Consider the following 20,767-nt stretch of genomic DNA (forward strand, 5'->3'; position numbering starts at 1 on the left):
AAAATTGTTGCGGTAATCCCGAATATATCCCATATTAGCTATACAAAATTGTAAACTTCAATCGCAGATTATATGAATGCAAGCATAAGAATCAAACTGTCTTCCATGATGTTCCTCGAATTTTTTATCTGGGGAACGTGGTTCGTTACCCTCGGGACCTTCCTGAGCCAGAACCTGGGTGCGACCGGACTGGAAATGGCCAATGTGTTTTCCACCCAGTCGTGGGGAGCAATCATTGCCCCGTTTATTATCGGCCTGATTGCCGACAAATATTTCAACGCTGAACGGATCCTCGGGGTCTTGCACCTCGTCGGGGCTTTCCTGATGTATCAGCTGTATAACGCGCCGAACGTAGGGGTATTCTATCCTTATGTACTGGCGTATATGATTTTATACATGCCTACGCTTTCACTCGCTAACTCCGTGTCATTCCGGCAGCTGAAAAATCCGGAAAAGGAATTTTCCGCCATACGTGTCTGGGGAACCATCGGATGGATCGTAGCCGGACTGGCGATCAGCTACGTGTTTAAATGGGATGAAGGTGAAGGGCTGTTACGCAATACGTTTATGATGGCTTCTATAGCCTCGCTGGTGCTCGGACTGTTTAGCTTTACGCTGCCGAAGACACCGCCGATAAAAAGTGAAACCACCGGAAAACGCAGTGTATCCGAAATTCTGGGCCTGGATGCCATCCGGCTACTCAGCAATAAAAACTTTCTGGTGTTTTTTGTTTCCTCCGTGCTGATCTGTATCCCGCTGGCGTTTTATTACCAGAATGCGAATCTGTTCCTGACGGAGATTGGTCTGGAAAACCCTACGGGCAAAATGACGATCGGCCAGTTCTCGGAAGCTTTTTTCCTGCTGTTGCTGCCGGTCTTCTTCTCGCGCTTCGGATTTAAGCAGACGATTATGGTGGGTATGTTAGCCTGGGCCATCCGCTACCTGCTGTTTGCTTACGGCAATGCGGGGGAAATGGCATATATGCTGATCCTTGGCATCGCGCTGCACGGAATATGCTACGACTTTTTCTTTGTGTCCGGGCAGATTTATACGGATGCCAAAGCCGGTGAGCGGTATAAAAGCTCGGCTCAGGGGTTGATTACATTGGCTACGTATGGCGTGGGGCAGCTGATCGGATTCTGGGTGGCCGGATTCGTGAGCGAATATTACAAGAACAATCCGACAAACGACCCGTTCTGGCAGAATGTGTGGCTGGTTCCGGCGGGCATTGCTGCGGTGGTGCTGTTCCTGTTCATGCTGTTTTTCAAAAATGAAAAAAAAGAACCACAGGCTGCCGGGCAATAAAAGCCCGGTTAGTGACGTAAAAAATGAAAAGCTAAACAACAAAATAAAACGACTATGGCAGCTAATGTGTATGATGCGATTGTGATCGGGTCGGGTATAAGCGGTGGGTGGGCCGCTAAGGAACTCACCCAAAAGGGACTGAAAACCATCATGCTGGAGCGCGGGCGGAATGTGGAACACGTGAAGGACTATGTGAGCGCTACAAAACACCCCTGGGAATTCCCGCATCGCGGCGGACGAACGCAGCAGATGATCGAGGAATATCCCGTACTCAGCCGGGACTATCCGCTCAACGAGAAGAACCTTGACTTTTGGGTAAACGAAAAGGAAAGCCCGTATGTGGAAGTCAAGCGGTTCGACTGGTACCGCGGCTACCAGGTCGGTGGACGCTCCCTCACCTGGGGGCGGCAGAGCTACCGGCATAGCGACCTGGACTTCGGGGCAAACCTCAAAGACGGGATTGCGGTTGACTGGCCGATCCGGTACCGGGATATTGCTCCCTGGTACAGTTACGCAGAAAACTGGGCGGGCATCAGTGGAAACCGCGATGGCCTGGACGTGCTGCCCGACGGTGATTTTCTGCCGGCGATACCCATGAATGTGGTGGAAAAGGACCTCGCCGCACGCATGAAAGCGCATTATAAAGGTAAACGCCCGTTGATTAACGCCCGGGTGGCAAACATATCCGTTCCTCATCAGGGGCGCGTCAATTGCCAGTTTCAGAACCAATGCTGGCTGGGTTGCAATTTCGGAGCGTATTTTAGTACCCAATCGTCTACGCTGCCTGCTGCCGTGGCAACGGGTAACCTGACGTTGCGCCCTTTTTCCATCGTTACGCAGATTCTTTACGATAAGGATACCAAGAAAGCAAAAGGGGTGGAGGTACTGGATGCCGAAACCAACCAGACGTATGAATTTTTTGCCAAGGTTATTTTCGTATGTGCCTCCGCGTTCAATTCAACCTGGGTATTGATGAACTCGGCTACGGATGTCTGGGAAGGCGGACTGGGCAGTAGCAGCGGCGAACTTGGACACAATGCGATGGACCATCATTTCCGTTGCGGTGCCGGCGGCCGGATTGAAGGTTATGAAGACAAATATTACTACGGCCGGCGGCCAGGCGGGCTATACATACCGCGGTTCCGCAATGTCGGCGATGATAAGCGGGATTACATCCGGGGGTTCGGTTACCAGGGTGCCGCGAGCAGGGGGCGATGGAGTGGGGAAATTGCTGAACTGAGTATCGGCGGCGAATGGAAAGATGCCCTGTGCGAACCCGGCGAATGGTCGGTGGGCTTTACCGCATTCGGTGAAATATTGCCGTATCACGAAAACCGGATATTCCTGGACAAGGAGGTAAAGGATAAATGGGGATTGCCCGTGCTGGCCATGGATATGGAAATCAAGGAAAATGAGCTGAAGATGCGGAAAGATATGATGGAAGACGGTAAGGAGATGCTGGAAGCCGCAGGGGTAAAGGATGTATATACCTTTGACAGCGGCTATGGGTTTGGGCAGGGGATCCATGAGATGGGGACCGCCCGGATGGGACTCGATCCGAAGACATCGGTGCTGAACGGCAATAATCAGGTATGGGATGCCATGAATGTCTTTGTCACGGATGGTGCCTGCATGACATCAGCAAGTTGTGTCAACCCATCGTTGACTTACATGGCGCTTACTGCCCGTGCGGTGGATTTTGCGGTTGGGGAGTTAAAAAAGGGAAATTTGTAGTATGAACGGTCAATCAGGGGCCGGCGGCTATCCATTTTCAGCCAATGGCCGGCAGTTGATCGCTAAAACACAATAAAATGAACAGAAGAGAAGCATTGACCAGGGTTGCCTGGATTATGGGTGGAACCGTTATCGGGGCCAACCTATTTTTGGAAGGATGTACCCGTAAGGCTACGGGCAGCGTGGAAAGCCTGTTTGAACCGGAGACCATCGATTTACTGGGGAATATTGCTGACACGATATTACCGCCGACGGGAAGTCCCGGTGCAAAAGAAGCCGGCGTAGGATCATTTATCCCCGTGATGGTCCGTGATTGCTATACCCCGGAGGACCAACAGGTGTTCCTGGATGGACTCCGGCAGCTGGATAAGGTGTCTAACGATCAGTTTGGCCGTAAATTTCAGAAATTGACTGCAGATGAACGGACGGAATTGCTGATTGCGGCGGACAGGGAAGCGAAAGCACACCAGACACAGAAGACCGAGAATGATCCCAATCATTATTTCCATTTGGTTAAACAGCTGACGTTGCTTGGCTATTTTACCTCTGAACTGGGCGCTACCAAGGCGCTGCGCTATGTGCAGGTCCCGGGTAAGTATGACGGGGATTTTCCGTACAAAAAGGGCGACAAGGCCTGGGCGATATAAATTCGTTCGCTGGCCATAATGTAATCCGTGATGCCAAAGGAAAGTGCAGGAATCCTCCTATTCCGCCGGAATCCCGATATACAGGTTTTTCTGGTACATCCGGGAGGTCCGTATTTTGCACGGAAAGATTTGGGCAGCTGGACGATACCCAAGGGCGAGTTTCTCCCGTCAGAAGAGGCATTGGAGGCCGCGAAGCGTGAGTTTCTGGAAGAAACCGGTTTTCCCGTGGATGGGAAGTTTATCCGTCTCCCGTCGATAAGACAAAAGGGAGGAAAACAGGTTCACGCATGGGCATTGGAGGGAGACATCGACCCGCAGGCGATCCGGAGCAATACGTTTACGATACCCTGGCCACCCCGGTCGGGTAAACTACAGACATTCCCTGAAATTGACCGGGCCGAATGGTTTGGAATTGCGGAAGCCCGCGAGAAAATTAATCCGGCGCAGGCGGAATGGCTGACCGGGGAAGTAATAGCTAATTTATAGTCGATATGAAATTTAAATCACTGACCGTATGCCTGCTGCTTTCCGCCGTTTACATCGGACTTGCACAGCCTGCTGACCCGATCCAGCGGAAAAAAGAAGACAGGCACCCGATCAGCGGCCACTTTGAAGGCACTGAACCGTTCTGGGACATGGAAGTCCGGGATAATGTGATTATCCTGAACATCGTAAACGATACAGTACAGGATACGTTATTTCTGTCCAGAAAGCAGACACACACCGAAACCTACGCCTTTCGGGGCGGGCATGTCTTCGGAATTATCAGGCAATCTTCGGGCGAAGGCTGCCAGCTTGATATTACGGAAACGCCAAACCCCACGCACGAAATTTATTTCAGTTATAAGGACGTGACCTACATGGGATGCGGTAAACTGAATTAAGCACACCTCCCGCGCATAAGCACTATACTGCGTTGCTGCGATCAGGTTACTCCATCCTGATGCAGAAATAATACTTATTTAAAAAAATTTATATATTTACCATACAATGTCCGTGTGCCGTTGATACCAATGTTAATCGCTAAATTTCTTGAAGCACCCCAGTTTACATAATGAACCGGAACTTTTACGGTTAATTGTTGAAGAAAGTGACGAAACTGCCTTCCGCAAGCTATTTGATCATTATGCAGACAGGTTATATGGATACGCTTGTAAAATTGTCAAAAGCGAGGAAATAGCCGAGGAAATTGTGATGAACGTATTTATGAAAATCTGGCTGAATCATCATAAGCTGCTCTCTATTGCCCGTTTTGACGCCTATTTATATTCGATTGTCCGAAATCAGTCGTTGAATGTCATCAAACGCGCCGAACAGGAACTCCGCATCATCCGGGAGCTGAGCCAGGTAAATGCCAGGCATGCAGAGTCGACGGAGGAAACGGTGATCTACAACGATTATAAACAGCTTTTGCATCAGACGGTGGACCGGCTACCGCCACAGCAAAAACGGATTTACCTGCTGAGCAGGGAAGAAGGTCTGAAATATGACGAAATAGCCGTCAATTTAAGTTTGTCTAAAAACACGGTAAAATCCCATTTAAAAAAAGCGATCAGCACGCTGCGTAACGTGCTTAGCCACAATTTGTTATTTTGACACGCTAACCGGCTTGCCACCGGTACCGTCAAAATAATTCACATATCACTAACCCCCTTTTTCCTGCCGATTGTCTCTTATTACAAAGGGCATGGTGGATGTTCATGCGTTGTGCCCGACTAACTGGCCAATATGTCTACGCATCGGTTTAATCATCTTTTTCAACAGTACATCAATGAAACGGCCACGCCGGAAGAGGTTGCGGAATTTCTGTCAATGGTCAGGCAGGAACAATACAGGGAGATTGTTCAGGATCACATGGACAGCCTGTGGGAATCGCCGTTTACGTTTGCGTCGTTAAGCGCTAAAAAGAAAGCAACGATGTTTAATGACATCGTGAGCGTGGCGGATAATAGCCGATCGGCGGCCCCGGCTGCTAGGCGGCATTGGTTCAGTATTGCTGCTGCCATCCTCATCATCAGCTCCTTTTTATTTTTTTATAGCCGGAAATATGGGCGATCCGACCGGATGCCGGTCGATGCTGCGACAAGCAGGGTTGTGCAGTCAACCGATAACGAGCTGCGGTTCATAACGCTGTCGGATGGCAGTTCGGTCGTGCTGAACCAGCGCAGTACGCTGGAAATCAGTGAAACATTCGATACGGGTAAGGTGCGTGCAGTGTACCTGACGGAGGGTGAAGCCTTTTTTGAAGTGACCCATAATGCAACCCGGCCGTTCATTGTGTATACGGGTAAATTGCGTACGACGGTGCTCGGAACCGCTTTCAGCATAAAGGCAAGCCCGGGAGCCAGTATGGTAACGGTGACCGTCACCAAGGGAAAAGTGAAGGTGGGGGATGATTCCCGGACGTTTGATGTGCTCGATCCGGACGAACAAGCCATCTACCAGCATGATCGCTCCTCCATAAAAAAACAGGTTGATGCTAAGCAGGCTATCGCCTGGAAAAATGAGGATATCTTTTTTGATAACGTAAACCTGAAAAGCGTGAGCGATGAATTGCATGACCGCTTTGGCGTAACCTTTGTTTTTGCCAACGAGACGATAAAGACATGCCGTTTCAGCGCTACGTTCCTTAAAAGTCAGTCGTTGGAGCAGATACTTACCGTAATCGCTGAATTTAATAATATCAAGTACCGGTTTTTGGATAAGAAGACGATAGAACTGGATGGAACAGGATGTGTGTGAGCGACGGCGGGGATACACCCGGTGCACAAAATAAAAAAAATGAAAAACGCCTTACCACCTTAAAAAAACAGCCCTCTATGACTTCAGGGCAATGAAGAAAAGAGGGTTGTTCGATCCTGGTATAGACCAGAATTCCAGCTAAATTAATCACATCCGGCCAAGGATATTAACTAATTTAAACTTGCTGTAAATATATGAAATATTTTACACGGCGGATAACGGGAGCCATCTCTTTGAATTACCGTCCGGAAGATCATCACCGAAAGGAAATTTTTATACAGCTTATGCGTGTCGGCTTCATTCTTATGGCGATTGTGCTTATTTCCTTGCAGCTACTGCTTGCTACACCAGTCAAAAGCCAAAAAATAACGCAGGTAGAGATCACGTTCGGTCTGAAGCATGAATCGCTGTTGGCAGCCCTAAAGGAGATTGAACAGCAGACCCCGTTCCGTTTTGTATACCGCATGGAAGACCTCAGTGCCGTTTCTTCCAAGGGAATCGGAGCGTCAACCTATACCGTTAAGCGGGCACTCGATCTCCTGCTCGGCAGCAGTGGTTTTTCTTATAAGCAAATGGGTAATAATATACTCATCAAAGCAACCGGGGAAAAGCTGGCTGTCCGGGCGCTGCATAGCCCGGCAGCGGATAATACAGTTGCCGACATTACGATAAAGGGCCGCGTCTCCGATTCGACGGGCAGGGCACTGGCAGGCGTCAGTATCAAGGTCAAAGGCACGCCAACGGAAGTGACAACCGATCAGCAGGGACAATTTACCATTAGCGTCCCCGGTAACAGCAGCTCCTTGATTTTTAGTTATATCGGCTACAACACCAAGGAAGTTGCGGTGAATAACCAGACGGTTATTGACGTGGTGCTGGAAACGGCTAATACCGCGCTAAACGAGGTTGTGGTCACCGCCCTGGGAATCTCCCGCGAGCGGAAGGCCCTGGCCTATGCCGTCTCAGAAGTAAAAGGAGAAGAGTTTACACGGGCGCGGGAGAATAACATCGCCAATGCGCTAACGGGAAAAATTGCCGGTGTGAACGCCACGGGTATGGCATCGGGCCCCGGTGGTTCGAGCCGGGTCATCATCCGGGGAAACGGGTCGCTCAGCGGAAACAATCAGCCACTTTATGTGATAAACGGCATGCCCATGAATAACGTCCACCGCGAGCAGGCGCAGGGGGAAGGTTCCACCCTGCTGGACAGGGGCGACGGGATTGCCGCCATCAACCCGGATGATATTGAGAGCATTAACGTATTGAAAGGCGGACCGGCTGCTGCGTTATACGGCAGCCAGGCCGCGAATGGGGTTATACTGATCACGACGAAAAAAGGCGCAATAAGACAAGGTGTGGGGGTGGAGGTCAACAGTAATTTTGTGGTTGGGTCCCCTTCCATGTATCCCGAATTCCAGTATATCTACGGACAGGGACTGGATGGCAGGAAGCCGGAGACGCAGGCCGAGGCAATCAGTTCCGGGCGGTTGTCGTTTGGCGCCCGGATAGATGGAGCGCCCTACATGCAGTTTGATGGCGTTATGCGACCGTATTCGGCCGTCCAGGTAAAGGATAACTGGAAAAACTTTTACCGCCCCAGCACAAACTTTACGAATACCATCGCATTTTCGGGAGGGAGTTCGTCAGCACTGGTCTACCGGCTGTCGCTTTCAGACTTGGAAGCGCAGGCATTGGAGCCGGGCTCCCACTATAACAGGCGGACGGCCAACCTGAATCTGCAATCGGTGCTTGGTGAACGGATCACCGTTGAGGCTACTTTCCAGTATAATTTTGAAGGGGGGAAAAACAGGCCCGGTAATGGTTACGCCGACAATACAACCTCCTGGGCAACGAATTTGCTGGCAAATACAGTGGATATCAGGTCGCTTGCTCCCGGATATGATGAGCATTTCAATGAAGTGCAATGGCAACAGGTTCCAGAGGCACAGAATCCCTATTTCGTAATTAATCGGATGGGAAACAAAGATTCGAAAAACCGATTCATTGGACAGGGGAGCATTCAATACAATGTCGCCGATAATTTATTCCTGAAAGTAAGCGGCATGCGGGATATCGATCGGTTTGAATCGATGGACTACATGCCCATCGGCACGGCGAAAAGACCACGAGGGCTGTTTAATTCGGGGACATCGTTTGTTACGAAGACGACCGGCCAGTTGCTGCTTAATTATAACACCGAATTGCTTCGAAACGTGGATCTCAACCTGATGGTCGGTGGAAATATGGAACGTAACACCACGGAATCAGCAAATCACAACGGATCGGAGTTCATTGTTCCCGATTTTATCAGTTTCTCAAACCTGGCCATCCAGTCGACTACCGTGGGTTTTAGCCAGTACGGCCAAAACTCGTTGTTCGGGTCGGCCGACCTCGGTTACAAAGGGATGCTGTACCTTACCTTTACCGGAAGACAGGACTGGTTTTCCACGCTGAATCCGGGTAATAATTCCATTTTCTATCCTTCGGTGGGTACAAGCTTCGTCCTGTCGGATGCATTTACCCTCCCCAAGGCAATCAGCTTTGCCAAGCTTCGGCTTTCGTGGGCACAGGTTGGCGGTGCAACCGTAAACCCTTACCAGATCAACCAGCTATACACATTTGAACAGGGAGGGCATCTGGGCCGGCCGGTCTTAAATACCTCGAGTGCATTGTCAAACCCGGACCTGAGGCCACTCACATCAACGACCTATGAAGGGGGGATAGACATACAGTTTTTGAATAACCGGCTGGGGTTGGACTTTACCTACTACAACCGGAAAACAACGGATGATATTCTCAGTACCAGTATTGCCGCATCGTCCGGGTATACGACGGCATTGATGAATGTCGGAGAACTGAGCAATAGGGGAATCGAGCTGCTGGTTTCCGGTCAGCCCGTTCGATCGGAGCGGTTCACCTGGGATGTAAGCTATAACATGGCTTACAATAAAAGCGAGATACTTAAGCTGGCCCCGGGGCTTTCCACGGTTGGGGGCGCCGGTGTAGGCAGCCCCTACAACACCCTGCGGGGGCGCACATACCTAACCAACGAAAGCGGACAACGGGTGTACAATAAATTAAGCGGCTATGAAGTCCAGGGTCCGGAAATCGAATACGGTACCGGTGTCCCTCCCTATACTATGGGATTCACGAATAACTTCCGGTACGGAAATTTTTCGCTGAACATACTCATCGACGGCAAGTTCGGCAATATCGTACAATCGGGCCTCAGCCGCTATATGTACCGGTTCGGTCTCTCGAAAGCGACGCTGCCAGGACGGGAAGGGGGGCTGACCGTAAGCGGCGTCGACGAAGATGGGGCGCCTTTTACGAAGACATGGCCCGTGGAACAGCTGGATACATATTATAATAACCAGGCCAGTATCAGCCCCCTGACGACGTCGGTGTTTGACGGTAGTTTCATCAAACTGCGCAGTGCTGTGCTGACTTACCGGCTGCCGGCCGATAAACTCCGGTTTTTAAAGGCACAGACCATTGATTTTTCGATCGTTGCGAGAAACCTGGCAATTCTTTATAAGAAAATTACGGATTTTGATCCGGAGTCTTCTTATACGGTAGGTAATGACCAAGGCCATTCGTCGAATACCATACCCCGGACCCGCGAAATCGGGCTGAATTTAATCGTTAAATTTTAATGCTGAATAACTGCGCTATGAAAAGAACTTATTACATATCATTTGGTGTATTCATGGTCATTTTGCTGCTGGCCTCATGTACTGAGGAACTGGCCAAACTCAACAAAAATCCAAACGCCTATGAAACAGTTAATGCCGATTTCCTGTTTACAAAAGCACAATTGGGCGCCGTTAGCGTAAGTCCCAGGGCCAATCGCTTTAATATCATGCAGCAGCTGCAACAGGAGGCCACATACAGTGAAGTGACAGCCCCGGGCGACAAATATTTCGCGGAGGGGTATGTCCGGGACAACTGGGGTGCCTATTCAGGCTGCCTCAACCAGATCCAGCTGGTTATCCAGCATGTTCAGGAGCCGGACCTGATAAATAAGCGCTCGGCGGCCCGGATATGGCGGGTGTATATCTTTCATCACCTTACTGATTTATATGGGGATGTGCCTTATTTTGAGGCTGGTCAGGGTGAAACGGGCAACTACCAGCCGAAATATGATTCCCAGGAAACCATTTATCAAGATATGCTGAAAGAGTTGGATGAAGCGGCCAATGCTTTTGACCTGTCAAAACCTACATTTGAAGCAGCCGACTTATTTTACAATGGGAATCCCGATCAATGGAAACGGTTGGCGTATTCCCTGATGTTACGGCTGGGCATGCGTTTAACCGAGGTAGCACCGGACCTGGCTAAGCAATGGGTGGAACGGGCGATTGCCGGCGGTCCGGTTTTGGAAGACGGGGATATCGCACAGATACCGTATGCAGACAGCGGATTGCTAAGCAACCGGAACCCGTTCTCCGAACAGATGCGCGTGCTGGATTATGCCGATGGCCAGAACCCCAATAACGTACAGGGCTCCAAGCTTTCGAAGCGGTTTATCGACCAGCTGAAGGGAAACGGGACAACAACGAGGGACCCTCGGCTGAATGTCATCGCGGTGTTGTGGGTGAAGCAACCGTCAGGGACATACGTGACCGACACGGCAACGGCACTTCAAAAGGGAATGCAAAATGCCCAGTATAATGCGTATCCACCTGATTTTGAAACGTATTCGGAGCCCAACCCCAATACGGTAATGCGCTATGATGCACCGGTGCTAGTGATGACGCCGGCGGAAAGCTATTTTCTGCTAGCGGAAGCCGCCATCCGGAACTGGTATAGCGGAAACGCAGGGGAAGCTTATGAAAATGGGGTGCGGGCAGCGATGCGGCAATGGTCGCTATACGGTTCAGCTGCTGAAATTTCGCCGGAACAGATCGCTTACTATGTGGCAAACAACCCATTTAAACTGACCGGTACGTTTGAGGAGCAGCTGGAACAGATCTCCACACAGAAATGGCTATTGTTTTACCTCGACCAGATTGAAAATTTCGCGAATTGGAGGCGAACCGGCTACCCGGATTTAATCCCCACGAACTATCCAGGGAACATAACAGGTGGCCAGATTCCAAGGCGGTTTATTGTCCCGGAATCTGAAGAGACATTGAACAGGGACAACTTTCTGGCGGCGAAAGAACGTCAAAGCGGAAATAACACCCTGCTGAGCCGCGTCTGGTGGGATACGGAATAACCGGCGGCGCTCCTCCGCAGGCGGTAATCATGCGGTGTGTCATTTACTAACCTATATACGTAACGAATTATGAAACGCAGAGAAGTACTGAAAACATTGGCTGCCCTACCCTTGTCTGGGGCCGTTGCCCCGACTGCCTTGCTGGCTGAACTCCCGGTTCCGGGCAAGCGGAATCTCTTTAAAGAATTAGGACTCCGTACATTTATCAATGCAGCGGGTGTTTACACGTCCATGTCTGCTTCGCTGATGCCGGAAGAGGTGCTTGACGCCATTACGGCGGGTGCCGGGGAATATGTCATGCTTGACGATGTCCAGGATAAAGTCGGTGAAAAAATAGCCGAATTGTGCCACGCGGAAGCCGCTATGGTGACCGCCGGTTGCTGGTCGGCCCTGGTACTCGGCATGGCGGGCGTGTTAACAGGCAGGGACATGAAAAAAGTGGCTCAGTTGCCTTTTTTGTCAGGTACAGGGATGAAATCCAAGGTGATTCTCCAAAAAAGCCATGCAACGGGTTATCACCACGCGCTGAGCAATGCCGGCGTTTCCTTTGTGACGGCCGAAACCAGAGGGGAAGTGGAAAATGCCATCGATGAGGATACCGCCATGATGTGGTTTTTGAATCGGGAAGCACCGTCTGGAGCGATTCAGCACGAGGAGTGGGTTGAGATCGCCCGGAAGCACGGGATACCGACGATGATTGATATCGCATCCGACGTGCCGCCGGTTGAAAACCTATGGAAGTATAACGACATGGGATTCGACCTGGTTGCCATTTCCGGTGGGAAGGCCATGCGGGGCCCGCAAAGTGCGGGTATCCTGATGGGAAAACGTGACCTTATTGCTGCGGCACGTTTAAACGCGCCACCAAGGAGCGGCATCGCGCGGGGGCAGAAGGTAAATAAGGAAGAAATACTGGGGATGTACGTGACCGTGGAACGGTACATCAACCTGGACCATAAAAAGGAATGGCAGCTGTGGGAAGACCAGGTTGCTTTGATTGAGCATACGGCTAAAGGGATAGATGGGGTGATGACCACTGTCTTTGTGCCGCCCGTCGCTAACCATACCCCAACCCTCAACATCTACTGGGCCAAAGACAAGATTGGTATGTCAGGGAATGACCTTTGTGAACGATTAAGGGACGGGAACCCCTCCATTGAGGTGAGAAACGGCGAGAATGACGGCATTGAGTTAACTGTTTTTATGCTGAAGCCCGGCCAGGAGCGGATTGTAGCCCAGCGGATCAGTGAAGAGTTACGGTCGGTGTAGTACAATTGAATTGATCAGGGTCCTATTAATATAACCTAATTTATGAAATGAGTAAGCGTCATTATAAAACACTGCTCGGGCTGGCTATTACCTGCCTGGTAATTGCGATTACGATGGCGGCAGCAGGCTACATGCACAGCGCCGGCCCGTTTTTAATTGCCTTTTTTCTCGGACTGTCCTTTGCGGTCAAAGGTTTTCCACCGGTGAAAGGCCTTTCTTTTACCATCCTGATCCTCGCTGTGGTTACCACGGCGATGTATTATCCCCATTTATTCGTTGAAATCGGGGGATTTGAACTCGCCATACTGATCACCCCGCTGGTGCAGGTCATTATGTTCGGGATGGGATCGTCTATGGGATTGAAGGATTTTATCGAGCTGGCTAAACGCCCGCGTGCGGTATTCATCGGTGTACTGGCCCAGTTTACGATTATGCCGGCACTGGCTTATGCCTTGGCGTTAATCAGTAATTTTCCACCTGAGATTTCGGCCGGACTGATTTTGCTGGGCTGCGCACCGACATCGGTTACCGCGAGCCTCTTTTCCTACCTGGCAAAAGCGAATGTGGCATTGGCCATTACCGTTACCTCATTGACAACATTGCTGGCCCCCCTTTTACTTCCTCTGCTGATGAAATTGTTTGCCGGAAACTTCGTGGAAATAGCGGTATTGGCCATGATGTGGGATATGGCGCAGATTGTGCTTATTCCGATCGGTGTAGGGCTGCTCTTCAACCATTTTCTGAGTGGCCGAGCCAAATGGCTGGATGCGGCCATGCCCAAAGTTTCGATGGCGGGTGTTGCACTGATTGTTGCGATTATCATCGCGGCAGGGCGTGAAAGCCTGTTAAATATCGGCTTTCTTTTATTGTTTATGGTATTGGCCCATAACGTATTGGGTTACTTCTTTGGTTACTGGATGGCCCGCCTGTTCAAGATGGATGAACGGGATTGCCGCACGATTGCCATTGCCACGGGCATGCAGAATGCCGGACTTGTTTCCGGAATCGCGAAGACCATGGGGAAGATCGCGACGATTGGGCTGGCATCTGCGGTATGCGGTCCGATCATGGGCTTTACGGCGTCCATCATTGCCTCGCACTGGAGTAACGCGGGGTCCAAGGCAAGTGTCCGTCATAATGAAAATAAAGAATTGTAACGTAAATAGTTGTGTAAATCAGATAAGCTATGGCTTTAAAAGTTGCGCTATTGGGCATATACCACGAATCCAATACGTTTGTCGAGCGTCCCACCACATTGGATAACTTCCGGAACGGGCGTTATTTAAAGGGGGATGACATCCGAAGGGAATACCGGGACGCGCACCATGAAATCGGTGGGATGCTGGAGGTGCTGGACCAGCATCAGATTACGGTCATTCCCCTGTTTTATGCCGAAGCGACTCCCGGCGGCACGATTACGGCGGAAGCCTATCGGACCCTGCTGGATGATATGATGGAGGAGGTCGATCAGGTGTCACCGGTGGATGCATTCCTGGTGGTGCCTCATGGTGCGGGAGTGAGTGAGGCAATTGCAGATATGGACGGCCATTGGCTGGGTAAATTGCGGGAAAAGGCCGGACCCGGTGTCCCCATCGTGGGTACACTGGATCTCCACGCGAATGTGAGCCCGCTTATGGTTGCATCAACCGATGCATTGGTGTCCTATAAGCAAAACCCGCACGTTGACCAACGCCAGCGCGGAAAGGAGGCAGCCACACTGCTTGTTCATTTACTGCAGGGGAAAGCCAGCCTTTCGCAACAACTGGTACAGGTACCTGTTGCCATTAGCATTGAACAGCAATTTACCGAACAGGAACCCTGCAAAAGCCTGTATGCCTATGCCCGGGAACTGGAACAGCGGGAAGGCGTACTGTCGATCAGCATCCAGCTGGGTTTCCCTTATGCGGATGTCGATGAGATGGGCACGTCAGTCATCGTGGTTTCCGACGGTGATCCGGAACTGGCTCTGGTAACAGCGAAAGAACTGGAAGCCTACATCGTGGAGCACAGGGAGCGTTTTGTGGGCCGGAAAAACAGTGTGGCGGAATCAATCGCGTTAATTGAGCACCGCGAAAAGCCGGTGTTGCTGCTGGATATGGGCGATAATATCGGTGGGGGCAGCCCGGGCAACAACTGTTGCCTGCTGGAAGCACTGGAAGCGGAACAGCAATATAGCTATTTTGTCTGTATTTGCGATCCACAGGCTGTTGTGCAGGCATCCGGACACCAACCCGGCGATCGTTTTCACCTGCTCATCGATGGTATTGGACCGGAAGGGGAAAAGCAATACACCCTAGAGGTCAGCTTGCTCCAGGTCAATGACGGGAATTTTCAGGAGGACAGGCCGCGGCACGGCGGACAGGTTAATTATAAAATGGGAAAAACGGCAATTGTGACGACCAATGTCGGGGGCGTGATCATGCTGACTTCCCTACGGGTTCCACCGTTTAGCCTGAGGCAATTGACCGCTTTCGGCATCGACCCGAAAGCGGTTGATGCCGTGGTTGCAAAGGGTGTCAATGCACCCATTGCGGCTTATGCACCGGTATGTCCGACCATTATTCAGGTTAATACGCCGGGTGTTACCCAGGCTGATATGACGCGGTTCACTTTCCGCCGCAGGCGAAAACCGCTGTTTCCTTTTGAACGGTAATCATAACGAGGCTTTTAAATTACCATTACTAATCACCAAATCAATTAAACATGAGATTTATACCTGTCATTGTCATTGCTTTTTTTATGTCGGTTTGCTGTCCGTTTAGTTTACAGGCACAAAATCCGGAAGCCCGGCTAAAGGAACTGGGGATTGAATTGCGGATTCCGACGGAACCGGCCAATATCAAACTGGCAAGCCGTGTGGGCCAGGTGGTTTACCTTTCGGGCCAGGGACCGCTGTTGCCCAATGGCGAATTGATGATCGGTAAAGTGGGCGAGGAGGTGGATGTGGAACAGGCAAAGGAAGCCGCCCGGTTAACGGCTATTGCATTGCTGGCAGCGCTTAAGGGCGAGATCGGCGATCTGAATAAAGTGAAGAAAATAGTCAAGGTACTCGGCATGGTCAACGCGGTACCCTCCTTTACCGAGCACATACCGGTAATGAATGCGTTTTCGGAAGTAATGGTCGAGGTATTCGGTCCGGAAGGTAAACATGCCCGGTCCGCCATTGGCCTGGGTTCGCTGCCCCGGAACATTCCGATTGAAATCGAGATGATCGTTGAACTGAAAGCGGAATAGCTGACGTCTACTATTAACTGAACAAAAACAATATGTGATGATACATAATACTCTAATTGTGAAAAGAATAAAATCAATATTTATGTTAACACTGCTTTTCCTGACGTGGTATACATTACCCGCAGGTGCACAGGCATCCAAGGAAAACCTGAGACCCGCGGCATTAGGGAAACAGGGCATGGTGGCAACCGCCAATCCGCTGGCTACACTGGCAGGACAGAAAATACTGGTGAAAGGCGGCAATGCCATTGATGCCATTGTTGCCGCGGCGGCTACGTTGAACGCCGTTGAACCGTACATGTCAGGAACAGGCGGCGTAGGTTACATGTTGTTTTATTCGGCTAAGGAAAACCGGGTACGGTCCCTGATCTTCGGTGGGTGGGTTCCCGAACACTTTGATGCCCGGGCAATGGCCGGCGACGATAAATATGCTGACGGTGCGGGGCATGGTGGGGTAATGGAAACCGTTGGACCCAGAACAGTAGCCGTTCCCGGAAACCTCGCGGGATGGAACAGGGCGCTGGAAGATTACGGCACGATGTCACTGGCGGAGGTTTTTGAGAGCGCCATCGACTACCTTGAAACCGGCATCCCGATTACGGAAATGGACCAGGCAATGTGGGCAGCAACGGTCGACCGTGTCATCAATTATCCGGAATCAGCAGCCATTTTTCTGAAAAATGGCAAAGATCCATATGTGATTGGTGATGTTTTCACCAATAAACCGCTTGCACGGACCATGCGGCGTATCGCGGAGGAAGGTATTGATGTCTTTTACAGGGGAGATATTGCCAGGCAGATTGCTGCTGCTTTTCAGCGCGACGGCGGTTTTATTTCCGAAGCCGATCTTGCGGCGGTTCCTGACCGGGTGAATTGGGTAGATCCCATATCCATCCAATACCGCGACTATACAGTTTATAATAATCCGCCGCCGGGAATGGGCATCCAGCAATTGCAGGTACTGAAAATCATGGAAGGTTTTGACCTGAAGGCGTTAGGGCACAACAGCGTCGACTACCTTGCCTATTTACTGGAAGCCATTCACCTGAGCCGGACCGACACCGATACGTATATCGGTGACCCGGCCTTCGTTCCTGTGCCGGTGGACCGGCTACTATCCGACGACTATATTGCGCAGCAACGTCAAAAAGTGATTGAGCGGGTAAAGCAGCGGAAAGTGAAGATGCAGGAAGCAGCGCTTTCGGACGTGCCTTTCCCGATTCCAATGGATGATGCCCGCAATCCGAGGTATACTTTTGCAACCACCAGCCTGTCGGCTGTGGATCAATGGGGCAATGCCGTGGTCATCATCCAAACCCACGGAGGTGGCTTTGGATCGGGTTATGTTGCCGGTAAAACCGGACTGGTGTTTAACAGTGCGATGGACTGGATGACGCTTGAGCCGGGTAAAGCCAACAGCGTTGCACCGGGTAAGGCGGTAGGTTGGTGCATTGGTGGGATGATGCAGTTCCACCGCAATGGAAAGCCGGAGCTGATCGTCGGGTCGCCGGGAAGCTTTGGTATTCTCCAGTCCGTTCCACAGGTGGCAATGAATGTAGTGGATTTCGGTATGAACATCCAGGACGCCATCAGCGCCGCACGGTTCCGGTGGAAAGATGAACTGGGCAGTGTGCCGGCAACCGAACTCATCATGGAAACACGTGTTCCGGCGGAAGTCCGCAAAACACTCCAGGCCATGGGCTATGTATTGGATACCAGTCTGGGCGACTGGACCATGACCGTTGGCGGGGTGCAGGGTGTGGCCATTGACCGCAGTACCGGCTGGCTCATAGGCGGAGCTGATCCGCGGCGGAATGGTTACGCGATGGGCTGGTAATTTATTTAATGTTCGTGTTTATATACATTTAATAACTAGTTTAAAATTTTGTAGTTATGAGTTTAGAATCCAATCATCCCCGGCGTAGTTTCCTTAAGCAGTCGGCCATCGCCGTGGCCAGCATGTCGCTCTTTCCTGAATGGGTAGCTGGCGCACAGGCACAGCCGGCAGGGCCACATCCCGTTCGGCAGGAACCCAAAAAAATCGCACTGATTGCCAATATCTACCGCAACAGCGCCCACGCCGATGTGATCGGGACGAAACTCTTTGCCGGGATACCGACCGACGAGGGCATCGTAGCACCGGAGGTGCGGATTGTTTCGGTATGGATCGACCAGATCGGTGCTAATGATACCGGTGTGCGCATCGCCAAAATGAATAATGCAACTGTATATGATACGATCGCGGATGCCCTTACACTCGGCGGCGACCGGCTTGCGGTTGACGGGGTAATCTATGTCGGCGAACATGGCGAATACCCGAGCAGCCGCTACGGGGTAAAAATGTACCCGCGGATGAACTATTTGGAACAGATATTCCGCGTCTTTGACGCTTCCGATAAATCGGTGCCGCTTTTTAGCGATAAGCACCTGTCCTATAGCTGGCTGGACAGTAAATGGGTGTACGATCGCGCGAAAGAGCTGCGTGTACCGATGATGGCCGGTTCCTCGCTGCCCGTTTGTTGGCGCGACCCGGGACTGGAACACCCGATCGGTACAAAAATTACCGATGCCGTGGCCATTGGCTATGCATCGCTTGACGCTTATGGGTTTCATGTGGCCGAGATACTGCAGTGCATGGTTGAACGGCGTGCCGGTGGCGAAACAGGCGTGGCCAGCGTTCAGGGATTACTTGGCGATGCCGTGTGGAAAGCCATGGATGAGGGGAAAATCTCCGAAGAACTGGTTGATGCGGCGTGCAACAGCATCAGGGGCAGGGCAAGCGGGTCGTACCGGGAACTGGTAAAAGAGCCCAAGGCCGTGCTCATCAACTATAATGACGGCCTGACGGGCGCCATTCTGATGCTGGATGAATATGTCAATTCCGGTTGGGCTTATGCGGCCAGGGCAGACGACCGGGTAGTCGCCACGGAATTTGTGCTCGATAACAGCATGAGCTATTCGCATTTCAGTTACCTCACGCTGAATATCCAAAAGCTGATGGTTACCGGAAAGCCGACCACTCCGGTTGAACGGACGCTGTTAACCAGCGGTATCATGGATATGGCGATCCGTTCGGCGGTGGAGGGCGGAAAAGTCAGGGAAACCCCATTCCTGAATATCCGCTACTCAGCGGAGGGTTACGAACCGATCCGTCCGACCAGTCCACGGCCCACGGGAAAAGACATGGAAAACTGGCCGCCCAAAGGATACGAGTTTATTATCCCGGAGAAGTTTAAACCCAAAGCATCTTAATTATTTAACAAATTACTAATTAACCAATTAGTTATGCCTAACTTTAGTTATGATAAATCTGCTGCCTTACTGGAACGGGCAAAAAAAGTAATGGCCGGCGGTGTTTCTTCTGAGTTCCGGAAATACAATCACCCGCACGCGATTTTCTATACACACGGCAGGGGAAGCCGGATTGTGGATGTCGACGGTAATGAATACATTGACTTTACGTTAAGCCAGGGACCCCTGATTCTCGGGCATTCCCATCCGCATGTGCTGAAATCGGTGTCGGATTATTCAAGGGACGGACAACTGTTTGCCGGCCAGCATCTGCGGGAAATCGAACTGGCGGAAAAACTCCAGCAGCTGATTCCTTCGGCGGAACGGCTGCGTTTCTGCCTGGATGGTTCCGAGGCTGTACAGACTGCTTTCCGGATTGCCCGCGCGAAAACGGGCAGGTCAAAATTCCTGCGTTTTGAAGGGCATTACCACGGGTGGCTCGATAACGTAAGCTGGGGGATATCCACGCCTTCCGTGGATGCGCTTGGCAGTCGCGAACATCCGAATGTATTCCCCTGGTCGGAAGGACTGCCCGACCGGTCGAAGGACGAATTTATTACGTTGCCATGGAATGACCTCGACCTGGTCAGGCAGACACTGGCTGAATCAGCAGCCGATATTGCGGCCATTATCACGGAGCCGGTCATGTGCAACAACGGTTGTATTCCGCCTGCTGCCGGGTTTCTCGAAGGACTTCGGGCCTTATGCGACCAATACGGCATCGTGCTTATTTTTGACGAAGTGATTACCGGTTTCCGTCTTTCCCTGGGCGGTGCACAGCAACATTTCGGGGTTACGCCCGACCTATCCATATTCGCCAAGGCACTGGCGAGTGGTTATCCGATCAGCGCTGTTGTGGGTAAACAATCCTGGATGGATGCGATCGAACAGGCCCGTGTAATTCACGCCGGGACCATGAATGCCGGTAACCCGACCGTAGCTGCGGCGCTTGCCACAATTGAAGTGCTGGAACAGGAGCATCCCTATCCCCGGATGTTCCAGCTTGGACAGGAATTGATGGAGGGACTGCGGAATGCTGCCCACGATGCCGGTATTCCGGTCCTGGTGCAGGGCATGGGACCGATGTTCCATATCAGTTTTACGACTAAAAAAGCCCTGACGGACTACCGGGATACGCTGACAGTAGACCGTACGAGGCTAAACGAATTCATTGAGGGTATGCACGATGAGGGAATCCGCATTATCGGCCGGGGACTGTTTTACATCAGTGCCGCTCATACACCGGCAGACATCAGCCGGGCTATTGAGGCGTCTCGCGCTGTAATGAAAGGGATCAGCGGGTAATCACTTAAATGCCCATCGG

General features: G+C 51.3%; 16 protein-coding genes. All 16 read left to right on the forward strand.

Annotated features, from left to right (window positions below; genetic code table 11):
- The first annotated feature begins 72 nt into the window (after nucleotides 1–72).
- The 16 genes from NEV57_RS00715 to NEV57_RS00790 all read left to right on the forward strand — a co-directional run bounded on the left by NEV57_RS00715 (nucleotide 73) and on the right by NEV57_RS00790 (nucleotide 20,748).
- Nucleotides 73–1,305, forward strand: coding sequence for a nucleoside permease (locus tag NEV57_RS00715; protein ID WP_257656365.1), 1,233 nt, complete (start codon nucleotides 73–75; stop codon nucleotides 1,303–1,305).
- Nucleotides 1,306–1,359: 54 nt separating this feature from the next.
- Nucleotides 1,360–3,039 (forward strand): GMC oxidoreductase, encoded by a 1,680-nt coding sequence (locus NEV57_RS00720; protein WP_257656366.1) that lies wholly within the window; start codon nucleotides 1,360–1,362, stop codon nucleotides 3,037–3,039.
- 77 nt (nucleotides 3,040–3,116) lie between these two features.
- Nucleotides 3,117–3,686 (forward strand): gluconate 2-dehydrogenase subunit 3 family protein, encoded by a 570-nt coding sequence (locus tag NEV57_RS00725; RefSeq protein ID WP_257656367.1) that lies wholly within the window; start codon nucleotides 3,117–3,119, stop codon nucleotides 3,684–3,686.
- Between the two features lie 30 nt (nucleotides 3,687–3,716).
- Entirely contained in the window at nucleotides 3,717–4,172 is a 456-nt protein-coding gene (locus NEV57_RS00730) for an NUDIX hydrolase (RefSeq protein WP_257656368.1), read from the forward strand.
- A 5-nt stretch (nucleotides 4,173–4,177) separates the two neighbouring features.
- The gene (locus NEV57_RS00735; protein ID WP_257656369.1) at nucleotides 4,178–4,570 is read left to right on the forward strand and encodes a hypothetical protein; all 393 of its coding nucleotides are present in this window, start codon (nucleotides 4,178–4,180) and stop codon (nucleotides 4,568–4,570) included.
- A gap of 148 nt (nucleotides 4,571–4,718) precedes the next feature.
- Entirely contained in the window at nucleotides 4,719–5,282 is a 564-nt protein-coding gene (locus tag NEV57_RS00740) for an RNA polymerase sigma-70 factor (RefSeq protein ID WP_257656370.1), read from the forward strand.
- Nucleotides 5,283–5,414: 132 nt separating this feature from the next.
- Nucleotides 5,415–6,428, forward strand: a complete 1,014-nt coding sequence (locus tag NEV57_RS00745) for a FecR family protein (protein WP_257656371.1) — start codon at nucleotides 5,415–5,417, stop codon at nucleotides 6,426–6,428.
- A gap of 194 nt (nucleotides 6,429–6,622) precedes the next feature.
- Entirely contained in the window at nucleotides 6,623–10,084 is a 3,462-nt protein-coding gene (locus NEV57_RS00750; RefSeq protein ID WP_257656372.1) for a SusC/RagA family TonB-linked outer membrane protein, read from the forward strand.
- A gap of 17 nt (nucleotides 10,085–10,101) precedes the next feature.
- Nucleotides 10,102–11,649 carry a SusD/RagB family nutrient-binding outer membrane lipoprotein gene (locus NEV57_RS00755; RefSeq protein ID WP_257656373.1) on the forward strand — a complete coding sequence of 516 codons (1,548 nt, stop codon included), beginning with the start codon at nucleotides 10,102–10,104 and terminating at the stop codon, nucleotides 11,647–11,649.
- Between the two features lie 69 nt (nucleotides 11,650–11,718).
- Complete coding sequence (locus tag NEV57_RS00760) at nucleotides 11,719–12,918, forward strand: aminotransferase class V-fold PLP-dependent enzyme (RefSeq protein WP_257656374.1); 1,200 nt, start codon at nucleotides 11,719–11,721, stop codon at nucleotides 12,916–12,918.
- Nucleotides 12,919–12,965: 47 nt separating this feature from the next.
- Nucleotides 12,966–14,075: a bile acid:sodium symporter family protein gene (locus tag NEV57_RS00765; RefSeq protein WP_257656375.1), complete on the forward strand. Its 1,110-nt coding sequence runs from the start codon at nucleotides 12,966–12,968 to the stop codon at nucleotides 14,073–14,075.
- Between the two features lie 29 nt (nucleotides 14,076–14,104).
- A complete protein-coding gene (locus tag NEV57_RS00770; RefSeq protein WP_257656376.1) occupies nucleotides 14,105–15,571 on the forward strand; it encodes a M81 family metallopeptidase in 1,467 nt (488 codons plus the stop codon).
- Between the two features lie 50 nt (nucleotides 15,572–15,621).
- On the forward strand, nucleotides 15,622–16,152 hold the full coding sequence (locus tag NEV57_RS00775; RefSeq protein WP_257656377.1) for a RidA family protein: 531 nt from the start codon (nucleotides 15,622–15,624) through the stop codon (nucleotides 16,150–16,152).
- An 82-nt stretch (nucleotides 16,153–16,234) separates the two neighbouring features.
- Nucleotides 16,235–17,989 (forward strand): gamma-glutamyltransferase, encoded by a 1,755-nt coding sequence (ggt, locus tag NEV57_RS00780; RefSeq protein WP_257656378.1) that lies wholly within the window; start codon nucleotides 16,235–16,237, stop codon nucleotides 17,987–17,989.
- Between the two features lie 56 nt (nucleotides 17,990–18,045).
- A complete protein-coding gene (locus NEV57_RS00785; RefSeq protein ID WP_257656379.1) occupies nucleotides 18,046–19,404 on the forward strand; it encodes a hypothetical protein in 1,359 nt (452 codons plus the stop codon).
- Between the two features lie 33 nt (nucleotides 19,405–19,437).
- Nucleotides 19,438–20,748, forward strand: coding sequence for an aspartate aminotransferase family protein (locus tag NEV57_RS00790; RefSeq protein ID WP_257656380.1), 1,311 nt, complete (start codon nucleotides 19,438–19,440; stop codon nucleotides 20,746–20,748).
- Nucleotides 20,749–20,767 lie beyond the last annotated feature (19 nt).

It is taken from the genome of Parapedobacter lycopersici, assembly GCF_024643285.1.
Classification (GTDB): Bacteria; Bacteroidota; Bacteroidia; order Sphingobacteriales; family Sphingobacteriaceae; genus Parapedobacter; species Parapedobacter lycopersici.